This is a genomic window from Pseudoalteromonas luteoviolacea, from assembly GCF_021654285.1.
Taxonomy (GTDB): Bacteria; Pseudomonadota; Gammaproteobacteria; order Enterobacterales; family Alteromonadaceae; genus Pseudoalteromonas; species Pseudoalteromonas luteoviolacea_J.
The window spans coordinates 34,347-54,869 of sequence record NZ_JAKFZS010000001.1 but is presented as its reverse complement, the minus strand read 5'-3'; the positions used below and the strand labels follow the sequence as shown (position 1 = coordinate 54,869).

Genomic DNA, 20,523 nt, shown 5'->3' with positions numbered 1-20,523 from the left:
CCAAGATTAAATCTAGTAATATAGTCGTATATTAATAGGTTGGCTTAATGTAACAGATTATGCTTTGTGAAATTATATGTTAATCTCGCAAAGCATATCGAATAGATTTTTTACCAAGGGCTAGCGTGAGGATGTTCCATTGATTAACGTACTTTTAGTTGATGATCATGAACTTGTAAGGACTGGAATTAAGCGTATCTTAGATGATGTGCGCGGTTTCAAGGTGGTCGGAGAGGCTAAAACTGGGGAAGAAGCGGTTACTTTTTGCCGCCAGAATGAACCTGATATCGTATTAATGGACATGAATATGCCGGGGATTGGTGGTTTAGAAGCGACTAAAAAAATCTGTCGTTATTGCCCTGATGTGAAGGTAATAGTGCTCACTGTGCACTGTGAAGATCCATTCCCAAGCAAAGTAATGCAAATCGGCGCACATGGTTATTTAACAAAAAGTGCAGGCCCAGATGAAATGATCAATGCGATCCGCTCCGTCAACTCAGGTCAGCGTTACATCGCCCCAGAGATAGCACAGCAAATCGCATTGGCGCAGTTCAGTGGGAAAGTAGATGAAAACCCGTTTCAGTCGTTGTCTGATCGAGAACTGCAAATCATGTTAATGATCACAAAAGGTGAGAAAGCACAAGATATTGCCGAGCGATTAAACTTAAGCTCCAAAACTGTGAATAGTTACCGTTATAGAATGTTTGAAAAATTGGACGTCAGTGGTGATGTAGAGCTGACTCATTTAGCAATTCGTCATAAAATGATTGATATTGATAGTTCTCGATAATCAAATTCATTTGAATGGCAGATTTTGACCACAAATCATTCTTAAAAACATTGTCTACTGAACCTGGTGTTTATCGTATGTATGATAAAGAACACCAGGTGATTTATGTTGGTAAGGCTAAAAATTTAAAAAAGCGAGTAAGCAGTTACTTTCGTGTAAATATCCCAGATAGTAAAACACGTGTATTAGTGAGTAACATTGCTGATATTGAAGTGACGCTGACGAATACTGAAACTGAAGCGTTACTACTCGAAAACAATTTAATAAAGAAATACCAGCCTAGGTATAATATTTTACTTCGCGACGATAAGTCGTATCCCTATATTCTGCTAACCGATCATAAGCATCCACGTATTGCGTTTCATCGGGGGGCACGAAAACAGAAAGGTGAGTATTTCGGTCCTTTCCCAAGTAGCGCTGCTGTATCAGAAAGCTTGCGTTTAATGCAGAAAATATTTCCTGTTCGTCAATGTGAAGACGCTTACTATCGCGCAAGAAGCAGGCCGTGCTTGCAGTATCAATTAAAGCGTTGCTCAGCGCCGTGCGTTGATAAAGTGTCGCAGGGCGAATACGCCGAGCAAGTTGAGTTAGTCAGGCAGTTTTTAAGTGGTAAGTCTCATCTAGTTATAGAATCTTTGGTGAGCAAAATGGAAAGTGCGAGCACGACCCTCAATTTTGAGGCGGCTGCTAAGTATCGAGACCAAATAGCGCTGCTAAGACAAATGCAGGAGCAGCAGTCTGTTGCTGGTAATTTTGCTGAAATGGATGTGGTCGGCTTTGCGCAGCGAAATGGGTTATCTGCAGTCCATATGTTGATGATCCGTGACCATAAAATATTAGGCAGTAAAACGTATTTTCCGAAGGTACCAAAGGATTCTACTGAGGAAGAAATCATAACTTCATTTGTTGGACAGTATTACGTGTCTAACGGTTCTAATGCACGAATTGCAAATGACATTGTGTTGCCATTTGAGTTACCTGAGCAAAAAGCGATCACAGAGGCGCTGACGGAACTTGCACAGCGTAAAGTGCATGTACGAACCAATGTAAGGGCCGAACGGGCAAATTACTTGGCATTAGCCACCAAAAATGCCATGAATAGCATTATGGTTAAACAAAGCACTCAAGATGCCGTTAGCAAACGATACGCGTTATTGAAAGAAGCGGTGGGGTTAGCTGATATTAATCGCATGGAGTGTTTTGATATCAGCCATACGATGGGAGAAAATACCGTTGCCTCTTGTGTTGTATTTGATGCACAAGGCCCCAATACAAGAGAGTATCGCCGCTATAATGTCACAGGTATTACGCCTGGAGATGACTATGCTGCAATGGACTTTGCATTGAATAAGCGTTATTCGAAAGTCACAGATGAATCCAAAGTACCTGATATTATCTTTATTGATGGAGGTAAAGGTCAATTGGCTAGGGCCGAGGCATTTTTTGAGTGCTGGCACTTGGAAAAGATGCCGATGCTGATTGGTGTTGCTAAAGGCACTAGTCGCAAACCTGGACTGGAAACATTATTGTTTGATGCTGGCCGTAAGACAATTAATTTAGACAGTGACTCTCCCGCTCTGCACTTAATACAGCATATTAGAGATGAGTCGCATCGCTTTGCCATTGCCGGACATCGTAATAAAAGGCAAAAACAGCGTACGCAGTCTGTGTTAGAAGAAATAGGTGGAGTGGGTAATAAGCGCCGTCAGGCATTATTGAAGTATTTAGGAGGGTTACAGGGCGTAAAATCTGCAAATATACAACAATTAGGGCAAGTGCCTGGGATCAGTCCGCAGTTGGCTGAAAAGATATTTAACCATTTGCATGACAAAGCTTGATACTTCATGCGAACATATAGAAAAAGATTTCTTTAAGTAGTTATGTGGAATATTCCAAACGCGTTAACAACATTTAGGTTGTTTCTCATCCCAGTGTTCGCTGTGGTTTTTTACTTGCCGTATTCATGGGCATTCTTTGCAGCTGCATTTATTTTTTGGCTTGCGTCTGTCACGGATATCTTAGATGGTTACCTGGCACGTAAATTAAATCAGTCCACACCATTTGGGGCATTTTTAGATCCAGTTGCTGATAAAGTGATGGTCAGTGTTGCACTAGTTATGATTGCCGCTCATTATCAAAATGTATGGATCACATTTGCCGCAGTTGTGATCATTAGTCGTGAAATCGTTATATCCGCGCTTCGTGAGTGGATGGCTGGTATTGGGAAAAGAGCTAGTGTGGCTGTGTCTTCGCTAGGTAAGTTTAAAACGGCAGCCCAGATGCTAGCGATTATTGGCTTAATTTGGCAGTTTTCATCTTGGATGTTGATGCTCAGTTATATGTTGTTGGCAACAGCAACCATATTAACGATAGTCTCTATGATGCAATATTTGATTGCTGCTAAAGGTGAATTGCTCAAATCTTAATTGATATTGAGCAATTATAGGTCGGTTTAGATAAAAAATAAGCAAACAGTTAAAAACATTCATTTTTTATATTGACGCAATCAGGAAGTTCTGTAGAATGCGTCCGTGTTGAGAGACAACAGTCATCAAAACGAAATGTAACCAAGGCAGTTTATGTTGCTTTGTGTTTATGTTGCGAGTATAGCTCAGCTGGTAGAGCGCGACCTTGCCAAGGTCGAGGTCACGAGTTCGAACCTCGTTACTCGCTCCAATTTTTGATGCTGAATTGACGGCGGAATGGCAGAGTGGCCATGCAGCGGATTGCAAATCCGTCTACCTCGGTTCGACTCCGGGTTCCGCCTCCATCTTCTCAATGTAATCCACATGCGAAAGCAGCCCGATGCCCGGGTGGTGGAATTGGTAGACACAAGGGATTTAAAATCCCTCGCTGGTAACAGCGTGCCGGTTCAAGTCCGGCCCCGGGCACCATTTATTGTGCGAGTATAGCTCAGCTGGTAGAGCGCGACCTTGCCAAGGTCGAGGTCACGAGTTCGAACCTCGTTACTCGCTCCAACTTTATTTTAAGGTTGGCTTTTGCAAAACCCGATGCCCGGGTGGTGGAATTGGTAGACACAAGGGATTTAAAATCCCTCGCTGGTAACAGCGTGCCGGTTCAAGTCCGGCCCCGGGCACCACTTTTTATAAGTGAATATGCGAGTATAGCTCAGCTGGTAGAGCGCGACCTTGCCAAGGTCGAGGTCACGAGTTCGAACCTCGTTACTCGCTCCAACTCTTAAAGAGTTTGGCGGAATGGCAGAGTGGCCATGCAGCGGATTGCAAATCCGTCTACCTCGGTTCGACTCCGGGTTCCGCCTCCATTTACTTCCACAAATTCTACATGCGTAGACATCCGATGCCCGGGTGGTGGAATTGGTAGACACAAGGGATTTAAAATCCCTCGCTGGTAACAGCGTGCCGGTTCAAGTCCGGCCCCGGGCACCATTTATTATTCAAGCATATTTTTCTGTTTTATTTTCTAGACGTGACTTATCTAACGCAACTTAAGTATCAGTATTCCCAGTGTTGCTGTTTAACAGTTAGGTTTTGTGCGGCTAAATTGTGCGGTATAAATACGTGAATAATCAACGGGTATAACCCGTTGATTTGTTAATTCACAGCCAATAGAAATCATTTGTTAAATTATAATTGAGTCAGCATAATTTAAAATTGTTACCCAACAGTCCCTTTTAGTTAGGTAATGAGAAAAACTCTAGCATCAGCTTGAAATGTCCGGAACCGAAGTATTCGCTCGATATGATTTTTCCATGACCACTGACACAATCCCCTTCGTATGAGTGCACAAGTTCTCCCTCCATGACGACTTGCCTACTGTTCTTAGCCCAATAAATTCGAATGCCTTGTTTGGTTCCTCTAAAGGTATCAAAGTAGTCATTAAATTCACGTTCTTTGCCTTTTAAAGGGTTTAATTCAAAGTCGACATTTTCACTTAGCTCCTGCTCATATGAACTAAAGACAGCCAGTTGGAAGGTATCGTTGATGATGGTGTCAAAATCCCACCATGGCTTATCTGAGGCCTTTAATTCAGAGCTTGCAGCCAGTAACGGTACTTCAAAGTTCAATGCTTTAAAAGTTTGCTCTGTTGACTTTTGTTGACTATAGATCCGCTCAATAATTGCGATCTCTTGAGGGGTGAGGGCATGGTCTTCTTCATGCTCATACTCCGTAATTGATTTTGCAATGAGGTGATCTTCAAGCGACTCTAATACCTTGTCTGTGATCTTAACCTTATTCATACCGATATCGTCTCATTTATTTTATTGCTGTGAGTGAGAAAGTATATGTCGAAGTCCACTTGCGGACTGTTGCCTATTTCTAGGCTTAAACCAGACTCTTCGACTCGTTTTGATAGTTTACTAACAAACCTTGAAATATAGGTGATGGCGGCATTGCCTTTGAAGCCATGACGCTCACCCAGTTGCTTTTGAGTAAGTGCATTTTGTCTAAAAGACAGTGAAAAAAAGTCATAAAACAGTGCTTGCTTTTTCTTGTCTTCTTCCTGTGCGATCGTTTCCAATAAAAGATTGATAAATAACCGTGCATTTTTATCCATTTTAGCGACTTGATCAGGGGAAGGCTGATCACTTGGCATCAATTCATAAATATTACTGCTTGAACCATCTGCGTTATTATTGCTTTCGTAGAGGTGAACAATTTGCACTGAACGTCCTTCCTCAGGCGCTTTAGCTTGCTCTGAAGCGGACTTTCTACGGTATGTGACATTACTGCCCATATCTAAATAGACGCTTTCAAATGCGCGATATGTATAAGCTTTTAAAACATGGTTAAAATCTTTTTGAGTATTGAGTTTTTGTTTATCGTTGTTACTACAAGAGCTATCGTTATCCTCTTGCTTAGTCGCTTTTATCACTTTTAACAATGTCTCTTGAATAAGTGCTTCAGTGTCGATCCTATGATCAGTAATCGCTTTTTTTCGAAGCAAAAACTTTATAAACTTATATGCTTCTTGTACGGCTTGTTTGTTATCAAACCACATCCATACCCCCTTTGATTGTTGCTGTATCCCTTATATCATTCGTTTCTTTTACATTAATAGGAATAGCCTGAAAACTGCTTGCGATATAACAACTTCTCTATAAGTTTCAGCATATTGTTTTTATTCCTAATGGATGTTATCAAGGATTGTTGCCATTTTAGTTACACTTAAGTAATTCTATATAGTGTTCAAATTTATTTTTTGCTTTTTGCCATTGAATACTGGTATGAGACTGCAGGAATTTGTCCGAAAGAGTCTTCCCAGATAAAAAATAATCGCAGGCGCTGTCAATTTCACCGATTTCTGATGCAATATAACCAAGATTAAATAGTTTTTTACGGTAGCTAACTTGATAGCCTTGGTTGTCTGGTGTCGTTTCAGTTAGGTGCAATGCGTATGCTTTGGCCTGTTCAAGGTGTGATTGCGCAGACTTCTTCTCGCCTTGGTTATATAAGTGGATCGCCATCTTTGAGTAAGCACCTTGTAAAAGACTTATGAAGTCAAGGTTCTGCGTATCTTGATCATGTAGTTGTTTAGCTGATTCGAGTGCTTTTTCATAATACTGTGCACTTTGTTCAGTTTGATTAGTTTGGGTAAGGTAGTCTGCATAGGCCATGTATAACTCTATACTATGCCCTTGCCAATCTATGTTGCTGTCATTCAATATACGTAGTTTTCTTGTTATATCCAAACCTTCTAAAAAGTGTGTTTGGGCTTCGACTAAGTAGCCTTGTGTTAATTTGCTACTACCCAGTCTACTTGCCAAGAGCAATTGAGCGACCTGTATATGGATATTATCGGGATCTTTAATTGAATAGAGCTTCACTAATTCATCAGCGTGATTATAGAACCTATCGGCTTCCACTTTGTTGCTACTGTTTTCAGCTAAGTTAATATAGATTCTAAGTAAATTGTATTGGGAGATTAAATGGTTTGGATCTGTGATCAATTGCTTTTCTAGGGCCGTCTTAGCTCGCAGTAAAAAGTCACTGGCCTGCTGTTCAGAAGGCGCTGTTTTCGCTAGGTTTCTATACGTATTTACTCTTACTACATTATAGGCTGATTCAAGACTGTCTGAAGGCACTTGAGTGTCGAGTAATTGCAGTGCTTCATTGTATTTAGTGGCAGCTAGATTTAGATCTCCTTCCCAAAGTGCCATAAAAGCAATTTGGGAAACAAGTTTCGCTTCTATCAGCGCTGATGTTGGATCTGAAGGTAAATTTTTCACCTGCGCTAATGCACGTGCTAAATAGGTTTTAGCTTCTTCATTTCTCCCTTGTTTTATCAATAAACTACCAAACTCATAGTTGAACGAAATGGCCAGCTGCAAGCCTTTTGGATCAACATTTCCAACTTTCGTAATCTTACTTTCTAATGCTGTAAGTATGTCTTGTATTTCATCAATATGAGTTGAGTCATCTTGCCTTAAAACCCTTACCTTTATTAGCAAAAGCCTCAACTTATCGGTGTCATCTAGCGGTATGCTGTCGACACTAGAAACGAGCTTTGTAATGTGGTTATTGAGGTATTTGCGTTGGAATGTGGGTAAGTATTGTGCCAATATTGGTTCAATTGCATCTACATTAAGCAGTACATTGTCTTTAAGGTGAGATAGCGCTTGTGCTGTTTTTTCTTGTTCTGAAATCACAAGTTGTTTTTGGTGATATGCAAAAGTAGCAGTGCCTAACGCACATAAAAATAGCACACTGGTTGTCAGAAGACGCCTTTTTTGCGTCTTATTCTGCTGTTCTAACGCTGTTTGATAAAAGCTTTGAGATGAAAGAATATAGTTCTTTGTCGATTGTAGGCTGATAGTGCCTGGCTGACTAAGGTACTTTATGCCATCTTGTAGCTCATGCTTACCTAAAGTGAAGTTATTTTGTTCTTCAGGTTGTGTTGAAAAGTTTTTCCACTGCTTATATTTAGCTTCAATCCCATGAAACCACTGAAGGTACTCTTTTCTGGCACTTAACCAGATGAAAAAACGTGGCCAAATTTGTTGATCAAGTGTACGTTCCTCAGCGATCGAAATTAGGCAATCGTGAGTCAATTTTACATAAGGGGGCAGTTTATGAGCTTGGTGGCGGATAACGAGTTGTTTCTCGATAAGCGCATTGACAAGTTCCAGTAACTGCGGGTTTTCTTGTTCAAGGGCAATAAAGTCAACATGTTTTGAATAGCAAGTACCATTGATATTCACGCCAATAAACAGCTCAAAAAACTGTTCAGTGAGTGGCTCAAATTGGCCTAAAATATATTCAGCTTGCCTGTAGATGACGCCTGTCAATTTATTAAGTTGATTATATTGGCTGAACGTGAGTGTTTTTGGTTGGTCGCTGTCAATTGCGAGTGCATGCATCTGTGCAAGCAAGTACTCTACAGCAGGCAGAGCATGAGACAGCTTTAATGCCTCTGTTTGAATTGTTTGAGCAAGCCCTTCTTCTAGTGTAATCCCCAGAGCGATAGCTTGATTATTTATAATTTTAAGCCAGTCTTCGGCCGTTAGACTATGGGGCACATAGAAGTCTCTTCCTATCATATCTGTGTTATGTAAGTATTCACTTCGTATGCTGACTATTACAGATATGGGAGTATATTCAGACAGTTTTGCCAAACTTTGTAGCAGTCGATTATCTGGCTCAATCTCAAAAATCTCTTCGAATTGGTCAATGTACCAAAAATAGGTTGTTTTATGAGCTGTAAGATGAAGCGCTAGCTCATCTAGGAATGTTGTATTTAACTTTAGTAACTCTTCAACAAACTGCTCTAAGCTGACCGACATGGCCTTTAGCACTGCTTCAAACCCAGCTTCATTGGAGCAAATAAAGTGTTTTAATAACGATGCGCTGCTATCAAAATCTTTAGGTAACCCGATATGCCACTTTACATTTTCGCCTTGTTGGGCGATCGCAGGCAATAGCCCTGCTTTAATTAAGCTTGATTTTCCGCTTCCAGAAACACCATGTACTTTGATAAGTGACGGCTTGTCGTTGAATAGTGCCAACAGATCCGACGTGAGCTTATCGCGACCAAAAAAGTAATAGGCATCATGGGGGTCGAAGCTTCTTAAGCCTTTAAATGTTAATGAGCCTGATTGTTGTGTGCCATCATACTCTTCACCAAGTAATAGTTGCAGCGCCTCATTTATGTGCTCCACAGGCGATAATTGCCCACCTAGTAACTCGACGTCATGGATGAGTTTCTCATCGATCTCATCATGATTGGCACGGGGATAGAAAATAATGAACGGCCCACTATGGCGGTATGTCATTGCATATAGCGCACCTTCAATTTTGTTGTTTATATGGCCAATCGCATGGACGTTTCCGCTAGGTGAGACTTCTCCAGTTGAGAAACAGGTGCTAGTAAATTCGGCTGTTTTTTGTATATGAGCGCGATATGCAAGTGCGCAACTGAGTGCATATCCTAATCCAACACTGGTACTATCTTCTTGCAAGTTTACTGTTTGCTGGTTGCTAGTGACCAAATCTAATTCAATAAAGAACTGGTTTTGTTGCCTATCCAATGGGTTGAGAGACATAAAAGCAGCTTCAGCTGCCATTTCAAAATAGTTGCGTTGCTCTTTGAATTTGTAGCCGAGTGCAAGTATTAAGTCATTGGCAAATTTTACTTTTACCTTTTGGCGATCTTTAGGTTTTATAAATCTGAATTTGGGACTATATGTGTAGCGCTTATCAGATAAAAGAATGTGCATTTTTTTTGCTCTTATTGGTAAATCGTCTGTCTCACGATCATCACTGCTTTTAAATATTATTTTTAACCCATTGCGCAAGGCAAGTACATAAATGTCATGCATTGTGAGTCTTGCTGTCTATTAAAACGTGTAATTGGTGTAAAAAATAACAAATACGATAAAAAAACTAATACACCAGAAAAAGGTACTGGTCCAGTGAATATTATTCACTTTTATGAAACTTTTTAGCATATCATTCTCGACTTATTCGAAAAAGTTAATATCCTATCTGTTACTCTAACTTGCCTACTATGAATTTTTTAATAAATCTACTTTTTTTTAATTTTTACAGTTTAACTTGTTATTTTTTAATCAAGTTGGCGTTTTAAATTATTGAAAGCCTGTTTTCTATTCAGGATTTGAGTCTCGAATTGTGAAGGAGAGGTGCGTCAATTGATTAATTTTGACTATGTTTTGCGCGTAACTTATCCGTTTTTATAAAAAGTCTTGAATAGGTCTATCTTGAATTTAACAATTATCTTGAGTGGTCACCTTCTTGAAGGTAAGGTTATCAATCTAAACTTTTTGTAAATAGGTATAAATATCGTATTGAAGGAAGTAGATATCCAGAGAAGGTTTAATAGTTAAATGCATGAAAACAGGGGTTTAAGGATAAATAAAATAAAAATATAAACATAGCTTTGCTAGGAGTTAGTATGGGTTTTTTTAAAAGAAATGCAGTTTTTTTAAGTGTATTAGGTAGTTTGAGCATGAGTGCAATTGCACAGGAGCAAAGTCACGACGGTGCTTATCTAGTACAATTTAAGAACGGACAGCTATCTCACAGTATACTGAGCTCTTTAAAGGTGATAGGACAAAGTGGCGATAAAGTGATTGCTCAAGGGGTATTATCATCATTGCAAGTCAAAGAGTTAAGTCATATTGAAGGCGTTACCTTTGAAGCTGATTATGGTCTTTCCTTAAGTAGTAATTCACTTGATTACTATAACGCTACTACTAATAGCCTAGACGTGTTAGCAAATAGTGAGCTTGAGCCCTATTGGTTACGTGCAACATCAATCAGTAAGCTTCCATCTGCAACGAATGATATTTCAGTGTGTGTTATCGATTCAGGCGTAGACAGCAATCACCCTGACTTACCTATTAATATTCATGGCTATCACAGCGTTTATGCTGGCTTTTGGGATCAAGATGCGCTTAGTCACGGTACGCATATGGCCGGTATCATTGCGGCTCAAAGCAATGGCTTTGGTGTAAAGGGCGCCTTAAGTGATGGGGTTGCTCGCCTTCAAGTTCACAAATTAATTAAAACAGCCAATGGTCAAAACTCAGCGATATGGGGTGGTAATTTAATCGAAGCAATTGAAGTTTGCGCTAACTCAGGTGCTAAAGTAATAAATATGTCTTTGAGTGGGGAGCAGTTTTCTCCAATGACGATGTCTGTTATTGACAGGTTAGCTTATGACCGAGGACTGATTTTTGTTGCAGCAGCTGGTAACCATGGGACATCAGAGAAAAAACAGCAAGGTCGACATGATGATGTTTTACATTATCCAGCCTCATATCATAATGTTTTATCCATAGGCGCATTAGAAACAGATGGAACAATCGCCTCTTTTTCGCCAACTAATCAGAATATAGATTTTGTTGCACCGGGGAGTAAAATTATTTCCACGGCCAATCGAAGTCACTATGCGGTTCAAGAAGTTGTAATTCAGCACAGTGGATCTGTTTCTGATGTTCTGAAATACACACAAATTGATGTCGGTGTTAGCAGCCAGTCAATGCAAACAACCCTACCTGAGCAGTGCGTACATACTTTATCTGCTGATGATGTGCAGCAGCAAATGACAGAGCGCACCTTGTCTTATGAGACTCGTCAGCAGTTGAGCAATGCACAGTCTAGCTGTGTCTCGGCTGGTGGTAAAGTATTGATGATAAATTATCCACAGCATCCAGAGGGACGTCTGAAAGGGGTTGATTATTATACGGAGTTCCCAACTTTATTAGTACATCAGTGGCCAGCGATGAGCGATGAGTCAAATATGTCGGTTTCAATTAGCAGCTATCACAGTGACTACGTAGTGGGTGCGGGTACCTCTCAAGCAACAGCAATTATCTCTGGTGGTATTGCGAGATTATGGTCTCAAAACCCTGATTGGAGCAGAACGCAGATTCTTGATGCGCTTAAAGCTACCAGTCATGATTTAGGTCATTCAGGTAAAGATAGTGTATATGGTCATGGCTTGCCAAACTTTGCACAGGCACTGACTTATCTGCAATCTGGAAAGACGCCTGAGTGCCCACAGAGTTGGTATCACAATAAACCTTACGATGGTGGAGAGCAGGTTACTCATGAGGGTAAGATTTATAGTGCGTATTATTGGAATAAAGGTGTAATGCCAAGTCAGACAACAAAAATGTGGCAAGTACAAGGGGAGTGTGATTCAAGTAATCAAACGAACTCAACCTCAACCGATGGCGGATACAGCATTTTGGATTTCTCTGGATTAGAAGATGAAAACTCCACTTATAGCTGTAAAGGGCTCAGCTTAACTTGTGGTGGTTAAGACATATTTTGGGGCGTTTTGACGCCCCTACTTACATGAGGTTGTCTGTTATTAATTCACCTCAAGTAGCCATACGTAGACGACGGGAAACCCTTCTTTGTAGTTGATCTGTAAATCCAATAATTGACCGCTGACTGTTTGTTGAATATCAAATTGAGCATCACTTAAATAGTAGCTGCCATTTTGATTGAGTAAAGTGCTGGATGCTGAGACAGTAACGCCTTTGCTTTTTGCAATCTCAACCAATGCATCACGAATGGCGTATTTGATAGCGCTACTGATTAAGTTATCCGGTGCGATGGTGCCATCTTCACCAAAGTTACCCATAACAACACTTCTACCTTGATATTGCTGTATATCTCGCCAAGTTTGCTGCGTTATTTGTTTATTTAACGGTAGATTGGTTTGATAGGCCGAAAATAATGTTGAACCATAATGGCAACTTTGTGTCAATAGTAAGGGGTGCTGATAATCGCTACTTATTACCTCGCCTTGTCGGGAAAATTGAGAGGCATGTTGCTGTTCTGAAAAAGATTCAACATAGCGTTCTTGCATATTAACGCTTGCTTGCGCAAGGTAACCAGCGAGTGCTTTTGCATTAGTTGCAGTCATTGGGAGTTGCTGATATGCAGAGGCTGTATAATAACTTGCGCCGATGACGTGATTATTCTCCCCACTACATAGCCATTTCGGTTCACATAAATTGAAGTTGCATGTGATCGCTTCACATTGATTACTGTTGAGGGCTGGCCTGGTGCTCACATATGTGTATAAGGTATCTGAGGTTGTATATGGCTCTGAAAAGTACAGTACTTGACCATTTTTTAGTGTGAAGCTGTTTTGTGTAGCAGGTAGTGTTTTAACCGCTTCATGAGCACTAGGCAGTCCATAGTATTGAGTGTACTGTGAGACCGCTCTTTGTCTGCTAGCGATAATGGAGCCGTCTTTGATAGCGCTGAATGGCGCGGCTGTACCAATAAAACCGATTTGTTGTGATGACACCGGGTTATGTAACCAGCAAGGAACTTTGGTAGGAGAAGGAGGGGCGCTGGTTTTTGTGGTTTGGCACGCTGCTAGAGTCAAGGCACCAATACTGATCCAAAACCGAGAATAACATAACATGATTAAGTCCTTTGTATAGGCTAACTTTTTTTAATTGTTTAGCTTTGTCCTTACAGATACTGAGTGTCTCTTAAAGGGATATCAAATTCAACCATCAAGCCGCCTTGTACTCGGTTTTTTAGCTTGAGTTGTCCTTGATGTGCATGAATGATGTCGTTGCACAAGCTAAGACCGATCCCACTGCCGTCAGGTTTAGTCGAATAAAAAGGTAAGAGTGCTTGATGCAGGTTACCGTTATTGATCCCTTTGCCGCGATCGACGACGGCGACGCGAAGGCGATTGTAATCTTTTACTACTTTAACGGCGATTTGTTCGGGGTCGCTGCCAGACTGATGGGCATTTTTTAAGATGTTAATCAATACCTGCTCAATTTGTGTACTATCAAAGTAAGCTTGTTCGACGGGTAATGGTTCGAGCAGCTCAAACGAATACAGCGCACTGACTTGGTCAAATAGCGGCTGAATTGCATGGTAATCTTGATTTGGCTTAGGTAAGCGCGCAAAACGCGCATATTGCGCAATAAATTCACTTAAATTTTGTGCTCGTTGGTCTACCGTATGCAATATATCAGGGAGTAAATCGAGATGTTTATTGTTGTTGAGCATATTTTGAGCTGATGATGTCAGCGAGCTAATGGGGGCCAATGAGTTATTCAGCTCATGGCTAATCAATCTAATGGCATTTTTCCACATATGTAGCTCTTCTTGCCCTAACTCTACAGAGACATTTTTGATGATCATTAATTGATGTGGTTGATGGTTAAAGGTGACTGTTTTAAAACTTAGGTAATAACTTTGCTTTACATCATTGTGCTCAAAGCTTATCAATCCAGATTGTGCCTGCATAATTGACTTTTGCAGTTGTGGAGGGAGGTTTTCACAGCATTGATGCAAAGTCATACCGTCAAGTTTCGAGGATTGTAATAATAGGGTAGATTCGTTATTAAAATACACAATGTGTTTGTAGGGGTCTACCAATACAATACCCATGGGGGAAGCTTGTACAATACTATCAAGTAATATTTCTCGCTGATTGAGGGTCTGCCTTTGCTTTTTTAACTGTTTGGTGAGCTTATTATACATGTGAATAGCTGTGCCTAACTCCGAGTGTGTTTGCTCGGCTATACGGATAGAAAAATCATTGTCATAAAGGCTTTTTAGGCCATTTGTGAGTGTATCAATAATCATTTTGTGTTGTTGAAATATATACTCACAACAAAAAAATAGGAAAGGCAACGTGATCAATAATGAGAGAGGGAGTGCAACTAAGATAGGTGCGCCTATGAAAACAAAAGCAGTTTGAATTGACACTGCAAGTACAATAAAGGCTGTGCAAAATGCGGCCATTTTTCCAGCCAAAGACGTGAAAGTTGTGTCCATCAGCGTGCTATTCCAAATTTATCCATGCGTCGATACATAGCTTGGCGACTGAGGCCTAAACTTTTTGCTGCATGCGTGACATTGCCTTGATGGCTACTCAATGCGTTTTGTATATCCTGTGCTGACAATTCTGTATTGGTTGCTGAATTAGCAGGCTTAGTTTTCAGTCCTAAATCAGAGGCTTCAATGAGGTCACTTTTTGCAAGTAACTGTGCACGGCCAATCACATTTTGTAGCTCTCTGACATTACCCGGCCAAGTATGACGTTTTAGCGCATTGACAGCACCTGAACTTAGCTGTTTATTATCCTCGATAAAATGATTTGCGAGTGGGATAATGTCGTCTGGTCGCTCCATCAGTGCGGGTAACTTTAACTCGATCATGTTTAATCGATAGTAAAGATCCTCTCTGAATGTGCCCTGCGCAATTGCGTTTGATAAATTGGCGTTGGTCGCACTCAGTACACGTACATTTACTTTTTTTGTTTGGCTACTGCCTACAGGTTCAAATTCGCCAGTTTGTAACACGCGCAATAGCTTTTGTTGCCCAGACAGTGGCAGATTACCAATTTCGTCTAAAAATAGGGTGCCACCATCGGCTGCTTCAAATCTTCCGATCCGACTTTTAGTGGCCCCTGTATACGCGCCACCGACAACACCAAATAATTCTGCTTCGATTAAATCAGCGGGAAGCGCACCCGCGTTGACTTTGATAAAAGCATTGCTGCGGTAGGCGCTATTAGCGACGATCACCTCGGCGATTTTTTCTTTGCCGGCGCCATTGGGTCCAGTTATGAGTACTGGTGCGTCTGAGTGCGCGACTTGGGTTGCGATTTCCAATAAGTTAAGCATGGCCGGATCTGCATAGATAAGACCGACTAAATCAAATTGTTCTGCCAGCTTATTTGCCCGATTTCTGGCTTGCGTTTGCTGTTGGAATTGTGCTTTTTCTAGGCGGTATATTTCGAGTAATTGATTGACTGACTTGAGTAGCTTTTCTTCTCGCCATGGTTTTTCTAAATAATCTGCTGCTCCATCTTTAATTAGGGCGACAGCGGTTTCTAAATTTGCCCAGGCGGTAAGTAGGATAATGGGTAAGTCAGGGTTCAATGAACGGATCGCTTGATATAGCGTCTGGCCTTCTGCGCCAGAAGTGGTGTCTTGGCTAAAGTTCATATCTTGGATGACTAAGTCATAAGCTTGGCTGTTGAGCATATCGAGGCCTTGCTCTGGGCTTGTTGCGCCGTCACAGTCAATGTCATTGAGTAAAAATAATAGCTTAAGCGCTTTTATAACGTCCTGATTGTCGTCAATCACAAGTATTTTATTTTGCATATTCTTATCATTATTGTTGCCGGTACCATGTACCGGCTTGTTATTTAACTGGTTTTTGTAACCTGTGCTGGAGATATTTTAGCTGCTTTTCGCGCTGGGATATAGACAGCTGAGGCACTTAGTCCCCAAATACAAAGGGCAACTGCTGCAGCCAGCCATGGGACTATTAAGCCTTGAATACGCAGGTTGGTTACAAAGTATTGGTTAAGCCACATGGCTGCAAATAAACCAAAGGCAATGCCCACTATGGCTAAGATTGAATTTTCTAATAATAATGTTCTCATTACTCTGGCTTGAGAGGCGCCCAGAGCTCGAAGTACGCCAATTTCTTTTTTCCGAACAGAGATGGAAAATGAAACCAGTGCGATGATCCCAACACCTGTCACGAGGATAGCGATGGCACTGATCCCCATCATAATAAATGCAAAGGTACTACGGCCATCCCATAGTCGTTTTTTGGCACGCGCTGCAAATTCTACTTGCTGAACTAAGCGGCCTTCTTCTTCAAATAGTGTGTTCTCAATGGTTTCAAAGATTGCATCGTCAGTATTTTCCGCTACCTTGACCAAATAGTTTACTTGGCTGTTAGTGCTAAAGTGAGCTTCTGGAATAATCGCTGAGTGATACCAACTGTTGGTGTAAGCCGCTGCTTCACCTAACATCATGTCTTGATAAGTCGCAATAACTTGATAAGGAAGACGGTCGTTATGAAGATAGACGGTTTGCCCAAGTGCACTTTGCTCAGGAAATAAAGCGGTAGCAAGCGCATTACTTATCATCACAACACTTGCTCTTTGACCTTCACTAGCGTGACCGAATATATACTCTGTATCGTAAAAACTACGACCTCGAGTCACCTGAATACCAAGCGTTTCAAGCCCTCCTGGTGTTTGTGCAAAAAGCGCAACGTTTTCACCCTGCTTATCTTCATCCAGTGTCGCGTGAGCAAAGTTACGCCCGTTCACTGTTGCTAGCACTAATTCGTTTGCGGCATAGCTAACGCTCTCAACACCAGCGATGGACTGTAGGGTTTGTAAATCTCGCTCAATGAGAGCGCCTTTATCAAGGTTTTTATCGAAAACGCGGGTATAGACATTGACTATCTGCTGCTCTGCAATATGAGAGGGGATCAGCCAATTTTGCAAGGTACGGTAACTAATAAAGCTGGTATTACCGATAATGGTCACTGCGATGGCAATTTGCAAGGTGATCAGCAAAGAGATACTTTTATGCTTTAAAATGAGTTTTAAAATATGTTTAATCGCCATAAATTTATCCTCTTAATTGAGATGCAGGCGCAATGCGGCTGGCAGTGATGATAGGGAACAAGCCGGCAATCAAAATGGTGGCATAAATGCTAAGAGCTGCTTTGAAAGCAAACCAAATATCCATGTTGTAAAGCCTTTGTACTTGCTCTGCAACACCGACGTAATCCATCGAATACATAGCCAAAAGGTACATGACATATAAGCCTAACTGTGCGCCTACTAAGCCTAAAGTAATGGCAATGGTTGCGCCGATTAATAGCTCAATGACTTGCAGCTTGATGATGTACATTCGATTGGCACCGAGCGCCCTGTATAAAGACACTAACTTTGCACGATGTTGGTTTTTAGCCAGTAAAATCCCAACGGTGTTGACCAAGGTGATGGCAAAAAGCAGATAAGCAAAATTCAGATAGACACGTTCCCAGTCCATAAAGCTATAAATAGTGTCATGTAATAGTTTTAAAGATTGGACATAATAAGGCTCATTGTGTGGGAAGCGTCCTTGACTCATTTGCTGTTGGGTATAATTCCTAAGCCATAGTGTTAATTCGTCTACTTGTTGCTGTGCGTTATCAGTGCTGACTTGTGCCCAAGTATGCAGAAAACCACATTCCGCACTTTTTAACCCCGTCATGTTTGACTGACGGAACTCGGTGCGTAGCGGCTCTTCTTTCGTCATACATGGCATATAGCCAACTCGAGGTAAGTTATTTGCCATTGCATAGTTTAAGGGAATGAAGGCAAGATCATTTTCTCTATTACTAAAGCTATTATTTTGAAAACGAAAAGTGTGATGCGATAAATCTATAACACCGACAACTTCTAGCTGTTGATTATTGATCACGACGAATTTACCGACAGAGTTTTGACCTGCGAATAAATGGTCATTGGCTTTTTTCTCGAGCACTATAATTGCTGAGTCATTCATATTTTTAGGCCAAGGGTTGCCAAATAAAAATGGTGCGTCCATGATTGCAAAGAAGTGTTCATCTACTGCGGAGCCCGTGGCATTAAGAGGTCTTGCACTATTATCATTGAGATCCAAAATAAATGACGTGGTGTAATTAAAGCTCAGGTTTGCTAATGAGACTTCTTTTTTCTCAAACGCCATCGATAGTGCTTGCGCATCACGGTAAGTCATCGGCGGTGTCCTTAATGCATGGCGTCTGTCGAATTCGCTGTCCATATAGTTAAGACTGATATGATTAAGCTCGTTTAGCTTATGTGACATCGCAGAGCGGCCACTTTGATCTATGATGGTACTCATTGTAAGCAACAAGGTAATGCCGATGACGAGGTTGACTATCATCAAGGTTGTTAATTTGGATTTTTGTTTAAACCCTTGCCATGCAAGGTGAAGAGCGTCTTTCATATATTCACCTATACCGCTAAATCTGTAAGTTGGCTCTTAGCAATGTCACTGACTTGACCGTCTAAGATCTGGATATTACGGTGCGCGCGCTGTGCTAGTTCATTGTCATGTGTCACCATGATAAGTGTGGTGCCTTGACGGTTGATATCTTGCAACAGCTCCATGACTTGACGTGCCATCATGGTATCCAAGTTACCTGTTGGTTCATCGGCGAGTAAAAATCGTGGTTTACCAGCAAGTGCTCTTGCAATGGCGACACGTTGCTGCTGGCCACCACTTAACTGGGCGGGGTAGTGGTTGGCACGGCTACCTAGACCTACCAACTCAAGGCTTTCTTCAATGCGTTGCTTTCGCTCTTTTTGATTGATACCACGGAAGATTAATGGGACTTCAATATTATCGTAGAGGTTAAGGTCAGCAATTAGATTGAAGCCCTGAAAAATAAAGCCAATTTTTTCATTTCTAAGTCTTGATAGGTGCTTGTCTGAGAGCTGACTGACATCTTCACCATCCAAGATATATTCACCTTCCTCAAACGTCTCTAGTAAACCTGTGATATTTAAAAAGGTTGTTTTACCAGATCCTGACGGACCGGTGACAGCGATAAACTCGCCTTCATCTACGGTGAGGTTAACACCACTCAGTGCATGTGTCTCGACTAAGTCTGTGCGGTAAATTTTGCTGATGTTATTCATTTTTAGCATGGGTTTATCCTTTTATTTTTATTCACTTAGTATGACTTGTTGCGCTTGTTGAAATGGTGCGAGGCTAGATATTACTATGGTATCACCGACCTGCAAGCCGCTTTTGATTTCAACTTCTCTGATGCTTTTTACGCCTAGCTGAATATCAGTTCGGTGGGCACTGCCGTTGCTTATTTTATAGGCTGTTGAGGCAGACCCAGTTTCAATAAATGCGCCACGGTCAACTTTGAGTATGTTTTTCTTATGGGAGATAATGATTTGTGCATTAACACGTTGATTTTGTCTTAAACTTTTTGGTTGTTCATCAAAGCGTATGCGACCTGATACACGCCCATTTTCTACCTCTGGAGAGATGGCCATCAGTGTTGCAGGGAAGTATTGATTGTTGATCTGTACTTTTGCAGTTAACCCAATGCCCAATTCATCCGCTAAGTTTTCTGGAATATAAGCTTCCACTTCAAGTTCACTTAAATCGACTAAAGACATCAACTCGCTGTCTCTTTGTACATGCTGTTTTTGCTGGACGTTTAAATTGCCCACAATACCGCTAAGCGGCGAAATTAGCGTGAGCGCATCAACTTGTCTTTGCAAGTTAGCTACCAGGTGGCGTTGTCTATCTAAATCAAGTTGGGTGCTTTGTAATTCAAAGTTAAGCTGCTCTTGAGAAAGTTTTAAGCTGTCGATTGCGTGACGCTCATTGAGCTCCGCGCGTTTGAGCTCGACCATGGTTTGTTCTAGCTCTAACTTGGAGATAATTTGCTTCTCAATACTGGCATTGGCCCGGGCCATTTCACTTTGTGCGGCTTCTAGTTCGACTTTTGCGAGTTCCATGTCTTGTGTATTATCTAATTGCTGTTGTTTGATAGCGATCTGTTGACGCTTTACTTCCATTTCAATGCGTCTTAACGTGGCCTCTTCTTGAAGCAGCTGATTATGCAATTCTGGGCTATCTAAGCTCGCTAATACTTGCCCTTTGGTAATGGTATCACCAGCTTTGACATGGAGTGTCACAGTACCTGAAGCAATGGCATACAGTGACGGGCTGACGGCGGCAAGGGTGCGACCTTCAACACGTATATCTTGGATCATATCGCCACGTACCACCTGAGCTGTTTTTAGCTGTTGTGTTGATACCACCTGTTCTGCGGATAGGAGTGTAGAGAAGCTTTCATACGAGAACGCCACTGCGCTAATAAGTCCAATGGCCCCAATGCTTGAAAGCATCCATTTTTTGTTATTCGATCTCTTTGTAATTACTTTGTCCTGCTGAGATGTATTGCGGATCATGA

14 protein-coding genes and 8 tRNA genes are annotated in these 20,523 nt (G+C 41.3%); 12 read left to right on the top strand and 10 right to left on the bottom strand.

All coding sequences use genetic code 11. The annotated features are described in order from the left end of the window. Nucleotides 1–139 precede the first annotated feature (139 nt). From uvrY to L1077_RS00210, 11 genes are all read left to right on the top strand, one after another. Nucleotides 140–790, top strand: coding sequence for a UvrY/SirA/GacA family response regulator transcription factor (gene uvrY, locus L1077_RS00260; protein ID WP_023398753.1), 651 nt, complete (start codon nt 140–142; stop codon nt 788–790). Nucleotides 791–804: 14 nt separating this feature from the next. After that, on the top strand, nt 805–2,628 hold the full coding sequence (gene uvrC / locus L1077_RS00255) for an excinuclease ABC subunit UvrC (RefSeq protein WP_237135090.1): 1,824 nt from the start codon (nt 805–807) through the stop codon (nt 2,626–2,628). Nucleotides 2,629–2,670: 42 nt separating this feature from the next. Further along, a complete protein-coding gene (pgsA, locus tag L1077_RS00250) occupies nt 2,671–3,216 on the top strand; it encodes a CDP-diacylglycerol--glycerol-3-phosphate 3-phosphatidyltransferase (protein WP_237135089.1) in 546 nt (181 codons plus the stop codon). A 174-nt stretch (nt 3,217–3,390) separates the two neighbouring features. Then, nucleotides 3,391–3,466, top strand: a tRNA-Gly gene (locus L1077_RS00245). 20 nt (nt 3,467–3,486) lie between these two features. Beyond that, nucleotides 3,487–3,560: transfer RNA gene (locus L1077_RS00240), tRNA-Cys, on the top strand. A 37-nt stretch (nt 3,561–3,597) separates the two neighbouring features. Continuing rightward, a tRNA-Leu gene (locus L1077_RS00235) sits at nt 3,598–3,684 on the top strand. Nucleotides 3,685–3,692: 8 nt separating this feature from the next. Next, nucleotides 3,693–3,768: transfer RNA gene (locus L1077_RS00230), tRNA-Gly, on the top strand. 35 nt (nt 3,769–3,803) lie between these two features. Further along, nucleotides 3,804–3,890 (top strand) — tRNA-Leu (locus tag L1077_RS00225). A gap of 18 nt (nt 3,891–3,908) precedes the next feature. Next, nucleotides 3,909–3,984: transfer RNA gene (locus tag L1077_RS00220), tRNA-Gly, on the top strand. 15 nt (nt 3,985–3,999) lie between these two features. Next, a tRNA-Cys gene (locus L1077_RS00215) sits at nt 4,000–4,073 on the top strand. A 37-nt stretch (nt 4,074–4,110) separates the two neighbouring features. Further along, nucleotides 4,111–4,197: transfer RNA gene (locus L1077_RS00210), tRNA-Leu, on the top strand. Between the two features lie 245 nt (nt 4,198–4,442). Here the strand turns inward: L1077_RS00210 and L1077_RS00205 are convergent. The 3 genes from L1077_RS00205 to L1077_RS00195 all read right to left on the bottom strand — a co-directional run bounded on the left by L1077_RS00205 (nt 4,443) and on the right by L1077_RS00195 (nt 9,485). Then, nucleotides 4,443–5,009, bottom strand: coding sequence for a hypothetical protein (locus L1077_RS00205; protein ID WP_237135088.1), 567 nt, complete (start codon nt 5,007–5,009; stop codon nt 4,443–4,445). Beyond that, a complete protein-coding gene (locus L1077_RS00200) occupies nt 5,006–5,770 on the bottom strand; it encodes a hypothetical protein (protein WP_237135087.1) in 765 nt (254 codons plus the stop codon). Before L1077_RS00200 ends, L1077_RS00205 begins: the two co-directional genes overlap by 4 nt. A 157-nt stretch (nt 5,771–5,927) precedes the next feature. Continuing rightward, on the bottom strand, nt 5,928–9,485 hold the full coding sequence (locus L1077_RS00195; RefSeq protein WP_237135086.1) for an ATP-binding protein: 3,558 nt from the start codon (nt 9,483–9,485) through the stop codon (nt 5,928–5,930). A 695-nt stretch (nt 9,486–10,180) separates the two neighbouring features. On the opposite strand from L1077_RS00195, the gene L1077_RS00190 reads away from it, so the two are divergent. Continuing rightward, complete coding sequence (locus tag L1077_RS00190; RefSeq protein WP_237135085.1) at nt 10,181–12,055, top strand: S8 family peptidase; 1,875 nt, start codon at nt 10,181–10,183, stop codon at nt 12,053–12,055. Nucleotides 12,056–12,106: 51 nt separating this feature from the next. Here L1077_RS00190 and L1077_RS00185 read toward each other — a convergent pair whose 3' ends face one another. The 7 genes from L1077_RS00185 to L1077_RS00155 are packed head-to-tail and all read right to left on the bottom strand — an operon-like array spanning nt 12,107 to nt 20,521. Then, complete coding sequence (locus L1077_RS00185; protein WP_237135084.1) at nt 12,107–13,177, bottom strand: hypothetical protein; 1,071 nt, start codon at nt 13,175–13,177, stop codon at nt 12,107–12,109. 50 nt (nt 13,178–13,227) lie between these two features. Continuing rightward, entirely contained in the window at nt 13,228–14,556 is a 1,329-nt protein-coding gene (locus tag L1077_RS00180; protein WP_237135083.1) for a sensor histidine kinase, read from the bottom strand. Then, on the bottom strand, nt 14,556–15,890 hold the full coding sequence (locus L1077_RS00175) for a sigma-54-dependent transcriptional regulator (RefSeq protein ID WP_237135082.1): 1,335 nt from the start codon (nt 15,888–15,890) through the stop codon (nt 14,556–14,558). The genes L1077_RS00180 and L1077_RS00175 overlap by 1 nt, the downstream gene beginning before the upstream one ends. Before the next feature lie 44 nt (nt 15,891–15,934). Next, nucleotides 15,935–17,158 (bottom strand): ABC transporter permease, encoded by a 1,224-nt coding sequence (locus L1077_RS00170; RefSeq protein ID WP_237135081.1) that lies wholly within the window; start codon nt 17,156–17,158, stop codon nt 15,935–15,937. Between the two features lie 4 nt (nt 17,159–17,162). Continuing rightward, entirely contained in the window at nt 17,163–18,530 is a 1,368-nt protein-coding gene (locus L1077_RS00165; RefSeq protein ID WP_237135080.1) for an ABC transporter permease, read from the bottom strand. Between the two features lie 8 nt (nt 18,531–18,538). After that, nucleotides 18,539–19,234 carry an ABC transporter ATP-binding protein gene (locus L1077_RS00160; RefSeq protein WP_039608773.1) on the bottom strand — a complete coding sequence of 232 codons (696 nt, stop codon included), beginning with the start codon at nt 19,232–19,234 and terminating at the stop codon, nt 18,539–18,541. 18 nt (nt 19,235–19,252) lie between these two features. Next, nucleotides 19,253–20,521 (bottom strand): efflux RND transporter periplasmic adaptor subunit, encoded by a 1,269-nt coding sequence (locus tag L1077_RS00155; protein WP_237135079.1) that lies wholly within the window; start codon nt 20,519–20,521, stop codon nt 19,253–19,255. Nucleotides 20,522–20,523: the final 2 nt, after the last annotated feature.